The organism is Pseudomonas sp. GV085, assembly GCF_003050925.1.
Classification (GTDB): Bacteria; Pseudomonadota; Gammaproteobacteria; order Pseudomonadales; family Pseudomonadaceae; genus Aquipseudomonas.
In genome coordinates this window covers 256174-270290 of the sequence record NZ_QAOV01000003.1, presented here as the reverse complement: position 1 = coordinate 270290, position 14117 = coordinate 256174, and the positions used below count along the sequence as shown (strand labels likewise).

General features: G+C 62.0%; 19 protein-coding genes. 7 read left to right on the top strand and 12 right to left on the bottom strand.

What is annotated here, in order from left to right:
- Nucleotides 1-31: 31 nt before the first annotated feature.
- The 11 genes from C8K63_RS08460 to nrdR all read right to left on the bottom strand — a co-directional run bounded on the left by C8K63_RS08460 (nucleotide 32) and on the right by nrdR (nucleotide 8087).
- Nucleotides 32-832 (bottom strand): cobalamin-binding protein, encoded by an 801-nt coding sequence (locus C8K63_RS08460; RefSeq protein ID WP_108216303.1) that lies wholly within the window; start codon nucleotides 830-832, stop codon nucleotides 32-34.
- Nucleotides 832-1251 (bottom strand): MFS transporter, encoded by a 420-nt coding sequence (locus C8K63_RS08455; protein ID WP_108216302.1) that lies wholly within the window; start codon nucleotides 1249-1251, stop codon nucleotides 832-834. Before C8K63_RS08455 ends, C8K63_RS08460 begins: the two co-directional genes overlap by 1 nt.
- Nucleotides 1248-1865: a GTP cyclohydrolase II gene (gene ribA, locus C8K63_RS08450; RefSeq protein WP_007984463.1), complete on the bottom strand. Its 618-nt coding sequence runs from the start codon at nucleotides 1863-1865 to the stop codon at nucleotides 1248-1250. The genes C8K63_RS08455 and ribA overlap by 4 nt, the downstream gene beginning before the upstream one ends.
- A gap of 247 nt (nucleotides 1866-2112) precedes the next feature.
- Nucleotides 2113-2616 carry a phosphatidylglycerophosphatase A gene (locus C8K63_RS08445; RefSeq protein ID WP_108216301.1) on the bottom strand — a complete coding sequence of 168 codons (504 nt, stop codon included), beginning with the start codon at nucleotides 2614-2616 and terminating at the stop codon, nucleotides 2113-2115.
- Nucleotides 2613-3578, bottom strand: coding sequence for a thiamine-phosphate kinase (gene thiL / locus C8K63_RS08440; RefSeq protein ID WP_108216300.1), 966 nt, complete (start codon nucleotides 3576-3578; stop codon nucleotides 2613-2615). The genes C8K63_RS08445 and thiL overlap by 4 nt, the downstream gene beginning before the upstream one ends.
- A 28-nt stretch (nucleotides 3579-3606) precedes the next feature.
- Entirely contained in the window at nucleotides 3607-4107 is a 501-nt protein-coding gene (gene nusB / locus C8K63_RS08435; RefSeq protein ID WP_108216299.1) for a transcription antitermination factor NusB, read from the bottom strand.
- The gene (ribE, locus tag C8K63_RS08430) at nucleotides 4104-4580 is read right to left on the bottom strand and encodes a 6,7-dimethyl-8-ribityllumazine synthase (protein ID WP_003228649.1); all 477 of its coding nucleotides are present in this window, start codon (nucleotides 4578-4580) and stop codon (nucleotides 4104-4106) included. The genes nusB and ribE overlap by 4 nt, the downstream gene beginning before the upstream one ends.
- A 91-nt stretch (nucleotides 4581-4671) precedes the next feature.
- Entirely contained in the window at nucleotides 4672-5763 is a 1092-nt protein-coding gene (gene ribBA, locus C8K63_RS08425; protein WP_090325554.1) for a bifunctional 3,4-dihydroxy-2-butanone-4-phosphate synthase/GTP cyclohydrolase II, read from the bottom strand.
- A 16-nt stretch (nucleotides 5764-5779) separates the two neighbouring features.
- Nucleotides 5780-6445: a riboflavin synthase gene (locus tag C8K63_RS08420; protein WP_008059524.1), complete on the bottom strand. Its 666-nt coding sequence runs from the start codon at nucleotides 6443-6445 to the stop codon at nucleotides 5780-5782.
- Nucleotides 6446-6492: 47 nt separating this feature from the next.
- The gene (ribD, locus tag C8K63_RS08415) at nucleotides 6493-7626 is read right to left on the bottom strand and encodes a bifunctional diaminohydroxyphosphoribosylaminopyrimidine deaminase/5-amino-6-(5-phosphoribosylamino)uracil reductase RibD (RefSeq protein ID WP_108216298.1); all 1134 of its coding nucleotides are present in this window, start codon (nucleotides 7624-7626) and stop codon (nucleotides 6493-6495) included.
- Nucleotides 7623-8087: a transcriptional regulator NrdR gene (gene nrdR / locus C8K63_RS08410; protein ID WP_003228656.1), complete on the bottom strand. Its 465-nt coding sequence runs from the start codon at nucleotides 8085-8087 to the stop codon at nucleotides 7623-7625. The genes ribD and nrdR overlap by 4 nt, the downstream gene beginning before the upstream one ends.
- 127 nt (nucleotides 8088-8214) lie before the next feature.
- On the opposite strand from nrdR, the gene C8K63_RS08405 reads away from it, so the two are divergent.
- The 3 genes from C8K63_RS08405 to trxA are packed head-to-tail and all read left to right on the top strand — an operon-like array spanning nucleotide 8215 to nucleotide 10244.
- Nucleotides 8215-8679, top strand: a complete 465-nt coding sequence (locus C8K63_RS08405; RefSeq protein ID WP_108216297.1) for a YbaY family lipoprotein — start codon at nucleotides 8215-8217, stop codon at nucleotides 8677-8679.
- Nucleotides 8676-9332 carry a methyltransferase gene (locus C8K63_RS08400; RefSeq protein ID WP_108216296.1) on the top strand — a complete coding sequence of 219 codons (657 nt, stop codon included), beginning with the start codon at nucleotides 8676-8678 and terminating at the stop codon, nucleotides 9330-9332. Before C8K63_RS08405 ends, C8K63_RS08400 begins: the two co-directional genes overlap by 4 nt.
- A gap of 39 nt (nucleotides 9333-9371) precedes the next feature.
- Nucleotides 9372-10244 carry a thioredoxin gene (gene trxA, locus C8K63_RS08395; RefSeq protein WP_108216295.1) on the top strand — a complete coding sequence of 291 codons (873 nt, stop codon included), beginning with the start codon at nucleotides 9372-9374 and terminating at the stop codon, nucleotides 10242-10244.
- A 104-nt stretch (nucleotides 10245-10348) separates the two neighbouring features.
- On the opposite strand, the gene C8K63_RS08390 is transcribed toward trxA, so the two are convergent.
- Entirely contained in the window at nucleotides 10349-10690 is a 342-nt protein-coding gene (locus tag C8K63_RS08390; protein WP_108216294.1) for a hypothetical protein, read from the bottom strand.
- 135 nt (nucleotides 10691-10825) lie between these two features.
- On the opposite strand from C8K63_RS08390, the gene C8K63_RS08385 reads away from it, so the two are divergent.
- The 4 genes from C8K63_RS08385 (at nucleotide 10826) to C8K63_RS08370 (ending at nucleotide 14038) form a co-directional block, all read left to right on the top strand.
- Nucleotides 10826-11404, top strand: a complete 579-nt coding sequence (locus C8K63_RS08385) for a DUF2796 domain-containing protein (protein ID WP_108216293.1) — start codon at nucleotides 10826-10828, stop codon at nucleotides 11402-11404.
- Nucleotides 11405-11530: 126 nt separating this feature from the next.
- On the top strand, nucleotides 11531-12241 hold the full coding sequence (locus C8K63_RS08380) for an ABC transporter ATP-binding protein (RefSeq protein ID WP_108216292.1): 711 nt from the start codon (nucleotides 11531-11533) through the stop codon (nucleotides 12239-12241).
- A gap of 1 nt (nucleotide 12242) precedes the next feature.
- Nucleotides 12243-13508: an ABC transporter permease gene (locus tag C8K63_RS08375; RefSeq protein WP_108216291.1), complete on the top strand. Its 1266-nt coding sequence runs from the start codon at nucleotides 12243-12245 to the stop codon at nucleotides 13506-13508.
- A gap of 11 nt (nucleotides 13509-13519) precedes the next feature.
- Entirely contained in the window at nucleotides 13520-14038 is a 519-nt protein-coding gene (locus C8K63_RS08370) for a DUF3299 domain-containing protein (protein WP_108216290.1), read from the top strand.
- Nucleotides 14039-14117: the final 79 nt, after the last annotated feature.

Sequence of the window (14117 nt, the reverse complement as noted above, 5' to 3'; positions counted from 1 at the left end):
CTACAGAGGTAGTGTGTCGGTACGCCGTAATTCAGCGCTCAGGGTCGATAAGTTGACACAGCTTTGCAGTCGCCTCAATCATCTGCCCACTCGGCCGCTCCAGGCCTTTGTCCGTCACCATTCGTAACTGTCCTTGTGCCACGGCCACCACCTGCGGCCAGGCTTTCCACGCATCGAGTTGCGCCTGATCGCTGGCCAGAATCACCTCGGGATTACGCTGCAATACGGCTTCCACACTGACCTGCGGTGCCGGCAGTTTCAGGTCGGCAAACACGTTTTGGGCACCGCAGACTTCCAGCGCATCGCTGATGATCTGCTCGCCACCGACGGTGTACAACGGCCGATCCCAGACCTGATAGAACACCCGTAACGGCTTGTCCCGTCGATAGCGCTGACGCAACTCATCCAGCCGCTGGCGTAAATCGCTGGCCAATGAAGTTCCGCGTTCGGGCCGTCCAAGCTGAGCGGCAATGGACTCGATCTGTGCGGTGAGCTGGTCCAGGCTGTGGGGTTCGGCGACGAAGGTGGGAATATTCAGGCGCTTGAGCTGGTCACGCTGGGCCGGGCCGACACTACCGGGCCATAGCAGCAACAGGTCAGGTCTCAGGCTGAGCAGGCGCTCCATGTCCAACTGGCCATAGCGGCCAACGGAGGGCAGGTTCTTGAGTTCGGCAGGTCGTTCACCGGCGTCCAGCACACCGACCAGAAGGTCGGCGGAACCCAGTTCTACGACGATTTCAGAGAGCGATGGTGCAAGGCTGACAACCCGCTCGACTGCAATGGCCGTGCTGCTGGCGGCCAGCAGCGACACCGCCAGCCAGACCGCGCGCATCAACCGAGTTGACGCGGAATACGGTAGAGGTAGAACAGCACGGCGGTCGACAGCGCCAGCAGCATCAGCGGCACCGCTTCAAGACCGACGAACACCGCCAGGGCACCGATCCAGGCCGGCAGGCTGGCGGCAAGGAATGCCGTACGCCGCTTGGCCGACAGACTGATCCAGGCAGCAGGCTCATCCGGAGTGTCGAAGGCTTTCTGGGTGGCGATCAGCGCGTGTTTGTAGGCGCCGAAGAACCTCAGGCTGACAAACATCGAGGCGACTCCGGCGATGAACAACGGCATCGCCAGCACCGGCAGGATGGCTTCGCTCTGGCCGAACACCGCGTTGATCACAAACAGCGGCAACAAGGCCAGTGCCAGGTACTGCCACCAGTTGACAGACAGTCGCCGCCGCACCTGACCGCGGGTCACGCCCGGTCTACCTCGCCCTGATGCTCATTGCCCATCATGTGATCGAGCTTGCTGGCCTTGGTCGCCAGGTAGAGTCGGTTATGCGGGTTGTGGCCGGTGTGCAGCGGCACGCGCTCGGCGACCGCGATACCCATGTCGGTCAGGGCTTTGACCTTGCGCGGGTTGTTGGTCATCAGGCGCAATGACTTCACGCCCAGGTGCTCCAGCATCGGCAGGCACATGGCGTAGTCACGCTGATCGGCGGCAAAGCCAAGGCGCTCGTTGGCTTCGACGGTGTCGGCACCACCGTCCTGCAGCTCATAGGCGCGGATCTTGTTCAGCAGGCCAATGCCCCGGCCTTCCTGACGCAGGTAGAGCAAAACGCCGCGACCTTCACGGGCAATGGCCTGCAAGGCGGCCTCCAGTTGCGAGCCGCAGTCGCAACGCTGGCTGAACAAGGCATCGCCCGTCAGGCATTCGGAGTGCAGCCGGCCGAGTACCGGGGCACCGTCGGCGAATTCACCCAGGCTCAGCACAACGTGCTCGCGGCCGGTGGCTTCATCGAGAAAGCCGTGCATGGTGAATTGCGCAAAAGGCGTTGGCAGCTTGGAAGCGGCGACAAAAACGACAGGCACCGGTGTGCTCCTGATCTAAAGAGTCTGAAGATTCGCAGAGCCGGCATTGTAACAGCAGGTTCCGAGCGACGCTTAGGCTGAATTATCGGCGATAACTATCAAAAAGTTTGATATTCGCCCGCAAGACACTACCCCTGTGGGAGCGAGCTTGCTCGCGATAGCGGTGTATCGGCAGCGTATTCGTCAACTGAAAGTCCGCCATCGCGAGCAAGCTCGCTCCCACAGAGTGACGGCGGTGTCCCCCCGGTCAGGCGAAAAACCACACCAGTCCCTGCATCGCCAGCCAGGCGAACACCCCGGCCAGGACATCATCGAGCATGATCCCGACGCCGCCATGTACGTGCCGGTCAATCCAGCGAATCGGCCACGGCTTGAGGATGTCGAAGAAGCGGAACATCAAGAAACCCACGAGCAACCATTGCCAACCTTCCGGCACCAGCCACAGGGTGATCCACATCCCGACCATTTCGTCCCAGACGATGCCTTCATGGTCGTGTACCCGTAAATCGTCGGCCACTTTGCCGCACAGCCAGAAGCCGAACAACATGGTGATGCCCAGCATCAACCAGTACCCCCAGTCGGGCAGCATTTGCCACAACGGGATAAAAGGCAGCGCAACCAACGACCCCCAAGTGCCTGGCGCCTTTGGCAAGGTGCCCGAGCCGAAGCCGAACGCCAAAAAATGCCACGGATTACGCCAGACCGATGGCGGTACGTTTTCCGCCGGGACCTGATTGGGATGATCTGTCACGGTGACTCCCGAAAATGTTGATAACCCCGGGTTTGCGGGGTGATGTCTTTGCCGTCGGCGTCCAGCAACGTCACGCCCTGCCCCGTTACCACCCGCCCAATCACATGGATCGGCCAACCGTCGGCCAGCAATAGAGGCAACTCGACGGACGGTAAGGTGAAGGTCAGGACGTAATCGTCGCCGCCGCTCAGGGCCGCAACTTGTGCGCCCGCTTGACCGAGAAAGTCGAGCAGCGCTTTGGAGAGCGGCAGGCGATCTCGTTCGACTTGGATACCGACCTTTGAAGCCAGCGCGATATGCCCGCAATCAGCGAGCAAGCCATCGGAGATATCCATTGCCGAAGTGGCCTTGCCCCGCAGCGCCTGACCCAAGCCAAGCTGCGGTTGCGGCGACCAGTAATGCGCCAGCAATGGCTCGGCGATGCTCGCTTGGGCCGTGCGCTGGCCGAGCACCAATGGCAAGGCACCCGCAGCATTGCCCAGGTCGCCGCCGACACACAGCAGATCGCCCGGTTGCGCGCCACTGCGGGTTAGCGCCAGACCGGCCGGCACGCGCCCGAACACAGTCATGGTCATGCTTAACGGCCCACGGGTGGTATCGCCACCCACCAATGCCACACCGCAGCATTGCGCCATGGTGTTCAAACCACGGGCATAGGCCTGCAGCCAATCGGCAGTCACCGTCGGCAAGGTCAGGGCAAGGGTAAAGGCAACGGGGGTGGCGCCCATGGCCGCCAAGTCGCTGACGGCCACGGCCAGCGAGCGCTGACCGAGCAGAAACGGATCGCAGGGATCGGCGAAGTGCACGCCGGCCACCAACGTATCGGTAGAGATCGCCATCTGTTCCCCTGGGGGAACAGTCAGCAAGGCGCAGTCATCGCCAATCCCGAGGGCAACGCCTTCGCCGCCCTGCGCACAAGGCGCGGCGGCGAAGAAATTGCGGATCAGCTCAAACTCGCCCATGGCTTCGTGTCGACATTCCAAGCGCCAATCAGCGCTTGAACGCCTTCACTTCAGCTTCACGCAGACGCGGGGCCAGCTTGTCGAGCACACCGTTGACGAACTTGTGGCCGTCGGTGGAACCGAAGACCTTGGCCAGTTCGATACCCTCGTTGATCACAACGCGGTACGGCACGTCGGCGCGCTTGAGCAGTTCCCAGGTGGACAGGCGCAGAACCGCCAGTTCAACCGGGTCCAGCTCTTCGATGGTCAAGTCCAGGCATGGCGTGAGCGCGGTGTCGATTTCGCTCTTGAACTGCGGAACCCCGTGGAGGATTTCGCGGAAGTATGCGCCGTCGACATCGCTGAAATCGTTATCGACCCGGAACTGCGCTTCGATCTCGTTCAGCGACTGCTTGGCCATGTGCCATTGGTACAGCGCCTGGGTCGCGAGCTGACGGGCTTCGCGACGCTTGACGCTTTTCGATGGCTTGCCGGCATCCGCAGGCTTTGGATCGCGCGGGTTGAAACGATCGCTTTCGTCGCTAATCACTTGGCCTCCAACTGCGCCAGCAGGCTGACCATTTCCAGAGCGGACAGGGCAGCTTCAGCACCTTTGTTACCGGCCTTGGTGCCGGAACGTTCGATGGCTTGCTCGATGGAGTCAACGGTCAGCACGCCGAATGCGACCGGAACGCCGAACTCCATGGACACCTGGGCCAGGCCCTTGGTGCATTCGCCAGCCACGTATTCGAAGTGCGGAGTGCCGCCACGAATGACCGCGCCGAGGGCGATGATTGCCGCGAACTCGCCTTTCTGGGCGACTTTCTGCGCAACCAGCGGAATTTCGAAGGCGCCAGGTGCGCGGATGATGGTGATGTCGCTTTCGCTCACGCCGTGGCGAACCAGGGCATCGACTGCACCGCTGACCAGGCTTTCAACGACGAAGCTGTTGAAACGGCCCACTACCAAAGCGTAGCGGCCTTTAGGGGCGATGAAGGTACCTTCGATGGTCTTCAGGGTCATTCGATAGATCTCTTAAAGAGCCGGGACGCGTCTCGTACGCGCCCCTCGGTGATATTTGAACCGCGAATTCAAGGCCGGAAACAACCGGTCATTATTCGGAGGGCACGTATTCTACAACTTCCAGATCGAAACCGGATATCGCATTAAACTTCATCGGCGCCGACATCAGGCGCATTTTGCGTACACCCAAGTCACGCAGGATCTGCGAACCGGCACCGACAATGCTATAGGTGGTCGGTTTTTTCACGGCGGCGTGGTCGGCGGTTTCGCGGATGTGCGCCAGCAACACGTCGCCATCGAGCGGGTGACCCAGCAACAGCACCACACCACTGCCCGCCTCGGCAACCGCAGCCATGGCGGCGCGCAGGCTCCAGCGGCCCGGCTGCTTGACCATCAGCAGGTCGCGCAGCGGGTCCATGTTATGCACCCGAACCAGGGTCGGTTCTTCGGCACACACGTTGCCCAGGGTCAGTGCCATGTGCACGTCGCCTTCCACGGAATCACGGTAGGTCACCAGGTTGAATTGGCCCAACTCGCTGTCCAGTGGCTGCTCGGCAATCCGCTGAACGGTACGTTCGTGGATCATCCGGTAGTGAATCAGGTCCGCGATGGTGCCGATCTTGATGTCGTGTTCGGCGGCAAAAGCTTCCAACTCGGCGCGACGGGACATGGTGCCGTCGTCGTTCATCACTTCGCAGATCACGCCGCTCGGCTCGAAACCGGCCATGCGCGCCAGATCACAGGCGGCTTCGGTATGGCCGGCGCGGGCCAGGGTACCGCCGGCCTGGGCCATCAGCGGGAAGATGTGACCGGGGCTGACGATGTCTTCAGCCTTGGCATCACGGGCGGCGGCAGCCTGCACGGTGCGCGCGCGGTCGGCGGCGGAGATGCCGGTGGTCACACCGGTGGCTGCTTCGATCGATACGGTGAACTTGGTGCCGAAACCGGAACCGTTGCGCGGCGCCATCAACGGCAGCTTGAGCAGTTCGCAACGCTCGCGGCTCATCGGCATGCAGATCAGGCCACGGGCGTGCTTGGCCATGAAGTTGATGTGCTCGGGCTTGCAGCACTCGGCGGCCATGATCAGGTCGCCTTCGTTCTCGCGGTCTTCGTCATCCATGAGGATGACCATCTTGCCTTGGCGGATGTCTTCAACCAGTTCTTCGATGCTATTGAGCGCCACAAGGCACCCCCTTGAGTCAGGATTTGAGATAGCCGTTGGCGGCCAGAAAGCTTTCGGTGATGGTGCTGCCCGCAGTCGGTTCTGCAGCCTTGTCGCCCAGCAACAGACGCTCCAGATAACGGGCCAGCAAGTCGACTTCCAGATTCACCCGGCGACCCGGCTGGTACGACGCCATGATGGTTTCGCTCAGGGTGTGCGGAATGATGGTCAGCAGGAACTCGGCTCCATCGACCGCGTTCACAGTGAGGCTGGTACCGTCGACGGTGATCGAGCCTTTATGGGCGATGTACTTGGCAAGTTCTTTCGGCGCACGGATGCGGAATTCCACGGCGCGCGCGTTTTCGGTACGGGCAACCACTTCGCCCACGCCGTCGACGTGACCGCTGACCAGATGCCCGCCGAGGCGAGTGGTCGGGGTCAGGGCTTTCTCCAGGTTGACCGGGCTGCCGCTCTTCAGGTCGTTCATGGCAGTGCAGTCGAGAGTTTCGCGACTGACATCGGCTGCGAAGCCGTTGCCCGGCAACTCAACGGCGGTCAGGCACACGCCGTTGACCGCGATGCTGTCGCCCAGTTTGACGTCGCTCAGGTCGAGCTTGCCGGTTTCGACGTGTACCCGCACATCACCGCCCTTTGGGGTCAATGCACGAATACTGCCGATGGATTCGATGATGCCGGTAAACATGAGGTTCTCCTCGAGAACAAGGCCCGCGCTTGCGCGATGGCCGCAAATTATACGCTTGCTGCTGGCAAGGGAATGGCAGTGACTCGCCAATCATCGCCAACTGCACGAATTTCGGTGATTTTGAGTTCCGGCGCATCCTTCATTTGCGCGAGCGGCCAGTCCAGCAGCGGCCGCGCCGAGGAACCCAAAAACTTGCCGGCGATGAAAATCTGGAACTCGTCCACCAAACCCAACTGGGCAAAAGCACCCGCCAGACGCGGACCGGCTTCGACCAACACCTCGTTGACGCCACGGCTGGCGAGTTCGACCAGTAGCTGACGCAAATCGACCTGGCCGTCATAGCCCGGCACGATCAGGCATTCCGGACCATTGGCATATTGCTCTTCCACCGCCACGCAGGTGGCGACCAGCGCCGGGCCGACCTTGAAGAACGGTGCATCCAGCGGCACCCGCAGGCGACCGTCAACCAGGACTCGAAGCGGGGGACGACTCATGGCCAGTGCGGTTTGCTCGGCATCAAGCCCCAACTCATCGGCGCGCACCGTCAACCGCGCGTTGTCCGCCAGTACCGTATCGGCGCCGGTCAGTACCACGCTCGCCTGCGCGCGCAGACGCTGAACGGCCGAGCGCGCCGCCGGGCCAGTGATCCACTGGCTTTCGCCACTTTCCATCGCCGTACGGCCGTCCAGGCTCATGGCCAACTTGACCCGCACGAACGGCAAGCCTTGCTCCATGCGCTTGAGGAAACCTTGATTGAGCTTGCGCGCTTCACCTTCCAGCACACCGCTTTCGGTAGCGATGCCCGCTTGTTCCAGGCGCAGCAGACCTCGACCGGCGACTTCCGGATTCGGGTCCTGCATCGCCGCGACCACCCGCGCCACACCGGCATTTACCAGTGCATCGGCGCAAGGCGGTGTGCGGCCGTGGTGGCTGCAAGGTTCAAGGGTCACGTATGCGGTGGCGCCACGGGCCAACTCACCGGCCGCGCGCAGGGCGTGGACTTCGGCATGGGGTTCACCGGCGCGCTCGTGCCAGCCTTCGCCGACAATCTGCCCACCTTGCACGATCACGCAGCCGACCCGCGGATTGGGGTGCGTCGTGTAATGACCCTTGCGCGCCAGTTCCAGGGCGCGGGCCATGTAGTGGGCATCGAGGATGGCAAGCTCTGCGGGCGTGTTCATTCTTTCACCGGTTCACGGGCCAGGCGATCGATCTCTTCGCGGAACTCGTTGAGGTCCTGGAAGCGACGATATACCGAAGCGAAGCGGATGTAGGCGACTTCGTCGAGTTTCTGCAACTCGGCCATCACCAGCTCGCCGACCACGAGGGATTTGACCTCGCGTTCGCCGGTCGCGCGCAGTTTGTGTTTGATGTGCACCAGCGACGATTCGAGGCGCTCGACGCTCACCGGGCGCTTTTCCAGCGCACGCTGCATGCCGGCGCGGAGTTTTTCTTCGTCGAACGGCTGGCGACTGCCGTCGGTTTTAATCAGGCGCGGCAACACCAGTTCAGCCGTCTCGAACGTCGTGAAACGCTCGCCGCAGGCCAGGCATTCACGCCGGCGGCGCACCTGTTCGCCCTCGGCGACCAGACGCGAGTCGATGACCTTGGTGTCGTTGGCACCGCAGAAGGGACAGTGCATGGTGGCAGGCAACAAAAAAAGGGAGGGCCATGGTAGCGCATCCCGGTGGCAAGACAAGCCATAGGGTTTGCGGTATACAGACGGGATGATCACTTGATCCATGGAATTCAGCTTTATGGAGCCACCAATGTCGTTACGTCCGCTCATTTTGCTCAGTGTTTTCAGCCTGCTGGTGGCTTGCGGCAGCGATGCACCCAAACCCCAGCCGCCAACGCCAGGCCCGGCGCCGCAGCAAGCGCAGAAAAAGGCCCGGGAGGCCGCCGAACTTGGCCCGCTGCCCGCGTATCAGCGCGAATTGAGCGGCACGTTGCAAGGTGTGCCGGCCGGCGCCGAGGTCGAGCTGGCGCTGTTGGTGATCGACGATAAAGACCGTCCGCAACAATTACTCGCCAGTTCCAGCCTGATTGGCAACAACCAGGTGTTGCCATTTCACCTGCGCTTCAACCCGGATGCCTTTCCGGTCGGCGCCCGCGTTGAACTGCGAGGCCGCGCCAGCCAGTCCGGGCAGTTGATCCTGCACTTGCCGTCGCAGCTGATTACCCAGCCGACCACCCAGGCCCTGGGCCAACTGCAATTCGTCAAAGCCCCATGAGTGCACCGCTCGACCTGCAACGGGCCTTGGCTGAATTGCTTGGTGATGCGCAACTGGTAGCCTGTCCGTTGCCGGAAACCGACTTGCAGCTATGGCTGATCGACGGCGATAACATGGACCGCGCGTTCAGCCCGGAAGAAACCCGGCGCATCCTGCATGAGCCGCCGTATTGGAGTTTCTGCTGGGCCAGCGGCCTCGCCGTGGCCCGTTATCTGGCCGCAAACCCGCATTGGGTCGAAGGCAAGCGGGTACTGGATTTCGGTGCCGGTTCCGGGGTGGCAGGGATTGCCGCGGCCAAGGCCGGCGCGCTGGAAGTGCTGGCCTGCGACCTCGACCCGCTGGCGATTGCCGCGTGCCGGGCCAATGCCGAGCTCAATGACGTACAACTTGATTACTCGACGGATTTTTTCGCCGAGGCCGATCGCTTCGATCTGATCCTGGTAGCGGATGTGCTGTACGACCGGGCGAACCTGCCACTGCTCGACCAGTTCCTCAGCCGCGGCCGAGAGGCGCTGGTGGCGGATTCCCGAGTGCGGGATTTTCGCCATCCGTTGTACCGGCGCATCGAAATGCTCGAAGCCATGACCCTGCCGGATCTGGCCGAGCCCCACGAGTTTCGGCATGTGAGCCTCTACCATGCCGCCCGCGCCTGACCGTATAGTTGCCCCATTCACGCTTTTACGAGATCCCCCATGAGTCAGCAAACGCCGTACATCTTCGACGCCACGACTGCCGATTTCGACCAGTCGGTGATCGAGAACTCTTTCCACAAACCGGTGCTGGTGGATTTCTGGGCCGAATGGTGCGCGCCCTGCAAGGTGCTGATGCCCATGTTGCAGAGCATTGCCGAGAGCTACCAGGGCGAATTGCTGCTGGCCAAGGTCAACTGTGACATCGAGCAAGACATCGTCGCCCGCTTCGGCATCCGCAGCTTGCCGACCGTGGTCCTGTTCAAGGACGGCCAGCCTGTCGACGGCTTTGCCGGTGCCCAGCCGGAATCCGCCGTCCGCGCCTTGCTCGAACCCCATGTGCAAATGCCGCCACCGGCCGCTGCCGATCCGTTCGAACAGGCCCAGGCGCTGTTCGACGACAGCCGCTTTGCCGATGCCGAAGCCCTGCTCAAAGTACTGCTGGGTGAAGACAACACCAACGCCAAGGCACTGATCCTGTACGCCCGCTGCCTGACCGAGCGCGGTGAACTGGGCGAAGCGCAAACCGTGCTGGATGCGGTCAAGAGCGACGAGCACAAGGCTGCGCTGGCCGGCGCCAAGGCACAGATCAAGTTTCTTGGTTTAGCCAAGGACTTGCCGGATGCCGCCGACCTGAAGGCCCGACTGGCGAAAGACCCGCTGGACGATGAGGCGGTCTATCAACTGGCGATCCAGCAACTGGCCCGTCAGCAGTACGACGCCGCGCTGGACGCATTGCTCAAGTTGTTCATCCGCAACCGCAGCTACAGCGAAGGCTTGCCGCACAAAACCTTGCTGCAGGTGTTCGAGTTGCTGGGCAATGACCACCCGCTGGTCAGCACGTACCGCCGCAAATTGTTTGCCGCCCTGTACTGATCACGACCTTGTAGGAGCGAGCTTGCTCGCGATGGACGTCAACGATGACGAGGGCTGCCTGCATGGCCGAAGCGCCCTGACGCTTTTCGCGAGCAAGCTCGCTCCTACAACAACCAGCTGTAGAGCGGCGTATCCCCGCCGCTTTCCACCTTCACATCCGGACTGTGGCGCAAACGAACCAGCAGGCGCTTGCCCGCCGCCGCACTGCCGGTCAATCCTTCCAGCTGATCGAGCAGATCCGGTCCGCTGAGCTGCCCGGCCTTGCGCAGCAAATCCCTGGCGATCTGCCACAGCGCATCATCCTGATTCAGCGGTTTGGCCGCTGGCGCGCTGACCTCGGATTTTTCCACTTGCAACTGCGCTCCTAGTCGCGCCCAGTCCGCGTCGTCCATCTCCAGGGTCAGATCCACCGGCCAGTCGCCGATGCTTCCGCGAATTCGCAACATAGGTCTGCTCCCGCACTTTTCTTCCCTGCATGCTCCCATGGGACTTGTGCAACGCCAAGCAGGCAGTCAAACTCTCCGCGCTTACGTTATAAGATCACATAACATTTTCTTCATTTTACTTTTCGGAGACTCGCCATGCGTCGTCTGCTTCTCGCCCTGCCGTTTGCCATGTTGCCGCTGATTGTCGCCCATGCCGCCGACGAACACGATCATGAGCATGGCAGCCTGAGTGCCCACGAACATGGCGTTGGACGCCTGAACGCCGGGCTGGACGGGCAGACCCTGGAGCTGGAACTGGAAAGCCCGGCCATGAACCTGGTGGGTTTCGAGCACATCGCCACCAGCGATGCAGACAAGGCCAAAGTTGCCGCTGTCCGTGCTCGGCTTGAGCAACCACTGGGCTTGTTCAACCTGCCAAAAGCCGCCGGTTGCGTGGTGGAAAACCAGGAACTGGAAAGCCCGCTGTTCGGTGATAAGCCAGAAGCCGATGAAGATCACGATGAGGACGCCCAGGACGAGCACCACCACGACCACAGCGAAATCCACGCCCACTACCAATTCACCTGCGCCACACCGGGCGCGCTGAAGACCCTGGACCTGGCGAACATTTTCAACACATTCCCGGCGACCCTGAAAATTCAGGTACAACTGATCGGCCCGAGCGGGCAGCAAGGGGTTGAAGTGACGGCCAAGGCTGCTGCGCTGAAATTCTGAATTCACCCCAGATCCCTTGTAGGAGCTGTCGAGTGAAACGAGGCTGCGATCTTTTGAATTTCAAGATCAAAAGATCGCAGCCTGCGGCAGCTCCTACAGGTCATCAATATTCTTGAAATCGGCGCCATGACCCAAGCACTCATCGAACTGTCCGACCTGGGCTTCAGTTGGCCCGGTCACCCGCCACTGCTGGACATCCCGTCGTTCCGCCTGGAGCGCGGGGAAACCCTGTTCCTCAAAGGCCCCAGCGGCAGCGGCAAGACCACCCTGCTCGGCCTGCTCGGCGGCGTGCAAAAGCCTGATCGCGGCAGCATCCGCCTGCTCGGCCAGGAGCTGACCCAACTCTCGGCCGGTGCCCGCGACCACTTCCGTGTCGATCACACCGGCTACATCTTCCAGCAGTTCAACCTGCTGCCATTTCTGTCGGTGCGCGAAAACGTCGAACTGCCCTGCCACTTCTCGAAACTGCGCGCCGAACGGGCGAAACAACGTCACGGCAGCGTCGACAAAGCGGCTGCGACGCTGCTTGCCCACCTGGGGTTGAAGGATGCAAACATCCTCGGTCGCCGCGCCGATGCGCTGTCTATCGGCCAGCAGCAACGGGTCGCCGCTGCCCGCGCGCTGATCGGCCAACCGGAACTGGTGATCGCCGACGAGCCGACCTCGGCCCTCGACTACGATGCCCGCGAGAACTTCATTCGCCTGCTGTTCGCCGAGTGCCGCGAAGCCGGGTCGAGCCTGTTGTTCGTCAGCCATGACCAGAGCCTGGCGCCGCTGTTCGACCACAACCTGTCGCTGGCCGAACTCAATCGTGCCGCCACCCCGTCCGAGGTCTGAGATGTACTTGTTCCGTCTAGCCATGGCCAGCCTGGCTAACCGCCGCTTCACCGCGATCCTCACCGCGTTCGCCATCGCCTTGTCGGTGTGCCTGTTGCTGGCGGTAGAGCGTGTGCGCACCGAAGCCAAGGCCAGTTTCGCCAGCACCATCAGCGGCACCGACCTGATCGTCGGCGCCCGCTCCGGCTCGGTGAACCTGTTGCTGTACTCGGTGTTCCGCATCGGCAACGCCACCAACAACATCCGTTGGGACAGCTTCGAACACTTCGCCAGCAACCCGAAAGTGAAGTGGGCAATCCCGATGTCCCTCGGCGATTCCCATCGCGGCTACCGGGTGATGGGCACCACCGAAGCCTACTTCGAGCATTACCAGTACGGCCACCGGCAACACTTGGACCTGGCCGATGGCCGGGCGTTTGCAACCGACCCGTTCGAAGTGGTGCTCGGTGCCGAAGTGGCCGAGGCACTGCACTACAAACTCGGCGACAAACTGGTACTGGCCCACGGCGTGGCGGCGATCAGCCTGGTCAAGCACGACGACAAACCGTTCACCGTGGTCGGCATTCTCAAACGCACCGGCACGCCGGTAGACCGCACGCTGCACATCAGCCTTGGCGGCATGGAAGCGATTCACATCGACTGGCAAAACGGCGTGCCGGCCCGGGGCGAGGGTCGCATCACGGCCGACCAGGCGCGCAACATGGACCTCACGCCGCAAGCGATCACCGCGTTCATGCTCGGTCTCAACAACAAGATTTCGACTTTTACCCTGCAACGGGAAATCAACGAATTCCGTGGTGAGCCGATGCTGGCGATCCTGCCGGGCGTGGCGTTGCAAGAACTCTGGAGCCTGATGGGCACCGCGGAAAAAGCCTTGTTCGTGGTCTCGCTGTTTGTGGTGCTGACCGGATTGATCGGCATGCTCACGGCCATTCTCACCAGCCTCAACGAACGCCGCCGGGAAATGGCGATCCTGCGCTCGGTGGGTGCTCGGCCATGGCACATCGCAACGCTGTTGGTGCTCGAAGCCTTTGCCCTGGCGCTGTCGGGCGTGATCGCCGGCGTGGCGCTGCTGTATGTGTGCATCGCGGCGGCCCAGGGATATGTGCAAGCCAACTACGGCCTGTTCCTGCCGCTGTCCTGGCCGAGCGAGTATGAATGGACGCTGCTCGCTGGCATCCTGATCGCCGCGCTGCTGATGGGCAGCGTGCCGGCCTGGCGCGCCTATCGCCAATCCCTGGCCGATGGCCTGTCGATCCGTTTATGAGGACGTTGAAAATGCCCCGCGCCGTACTTGCGCTGTTGATGCTGGTCGCCCTGCCCCTATGGGCGGCCCAGCCAAAAGACCTGACCTGGTCGGAGATGATTCCGCCCGACGCGCCGAAAGAAGTGCCGAACATGACGCCGCTGCATGATCTGTCGCAAATGAGCAGCACGCTCTCGGCAGAGTCGGCGCCAGCAGCCAAACAGGACATGCCCAACGCACCGGTGGTCAAGACCCTCGACGGCCAGAACATTCGCCTGCCGGGCTACATCGTGCCGCTGGAAGTGAGCGAGGAAGGACGTACCACGGAGTTCCTGCTGGTGCCGTATTTCGGCGCCTGCATCCATGTGCCGCCACCGCCGTCGAACCAGATCGTGCACGTCAAAAGCGAAGTCGGCGTGAAGCTCGACGAGCTCTATCAGCCGTACTGGATCGAAGGCGCGTTGCAGGTCAAGGCGTCCACCAGCGAGCTGGCGGATGCGGGGTATCAGATGGAAGCGGAGAAGATTTACCTGTATGAACTGCCGGAGTGAATACCCGCCAGCCTGAAGTTGCAGGGTTGCCCTGCAACATGGAACCTCCCACCTGGCTAGTGATTATCTGAAAGGTATT

Bases quoted from the DNA above. Each gene is read 5' to 3' on its own strand.
- ribD (WP_108216298.1), bottom strand. From the start codon at position 7,626: ATGAACACGCCCGCAGAGCTTGCCATCCTCGATGCCCACTACATGGCC.
- trxA (WP_108216295.1), top strand. From the start codon at position 9,372: ATGAGTCAGCAAACGCCGTACATCTTCGACGCCACGACTGCCGATTTC.
- C8K63_RS08420 (WP_008059524.1), bottom strand. From the start codon at position 6,445: ATGTTTACCGGCATCATCGAATCCATCGGCAGTATTCGTGCATTGACC.
- C8K63_RS08400 (WP_108216296.1), top strand. From the start codon at position 8,676: ATGAGTGCACCGCTCGACCTGCAACGGGCCTTGGCTGAATTGCTTGGT.
- C8K63_RS08370 (WP_108216290.1), top strand. From the start codon at position 13,520: ATGCCCCGCGCCGTACTTGCGCTGTTGATGCTGGTCGCCCTGCCCCTA.
- C8K63_RS08385 (WP_108216293.1), top strand. From the start codon at position 10,826: ATGCGTCGTCTGCTTCTCGCCCTGCCGTTTGCCATGTTGCCGCTGATT.
- C8K63_RS08405 (WP_108216297.1), top strand. From the start codon at position 8,215: ATGTCGTTACGTCCGCTCATTTTGCTCAGTGTTTTCAGCCTGCTGGTG.
- ribE (WP_003228649.1), bottom strand. From the start codon at position 4,580: ATGACCCTGAAGACCATCGAAGGTACCTTCATCGCCCCTAAAGGCCGC.
- C8K63_RS08460 (WP_108216303.1), bottom strand. From the start codon at position 832: ATGCGCGCGGTCTGGCTGGCGGTGTCGCTGCTGGCCGCCAGCAGCACG.
- nrdR (WP_003228656.1), bottom strand. From the start codon at position 8,087: ATGCACTGTCCCTTCTGCGGTGCCAACGACACCAAGGTCATCGACTCG.
- C8K63_RS08380 (WP_108216292.1), top strand. From the start codon at position 11,531: ATGACCCAAGCACTCATCGAACTGTCCGACCTGGGCTTCAGTTGGCCC.
- C8K63_RS08375 (WP_108216291.1), top strand. From the start codon at position 12,243: ATGTACTTGTTCCGTCTAGCCATGGCCAGCCTGGCTAACCGCCGCTTC.
- C8K63_RS08390 (WP_108216294.1), bottom strand. From the start codon at position 10,690: ATGTTGCGAATTCGCGGAAGCATCGGCGACTGGCCGGTGGATCTGACC.
- thiL (WP_108216300.1), bottom strand. From the start codon at position 3,578: ATGGGCGAGTTTGAGCTGATCCGCAATTTCTTCGCCGCCGCGCCTTGT.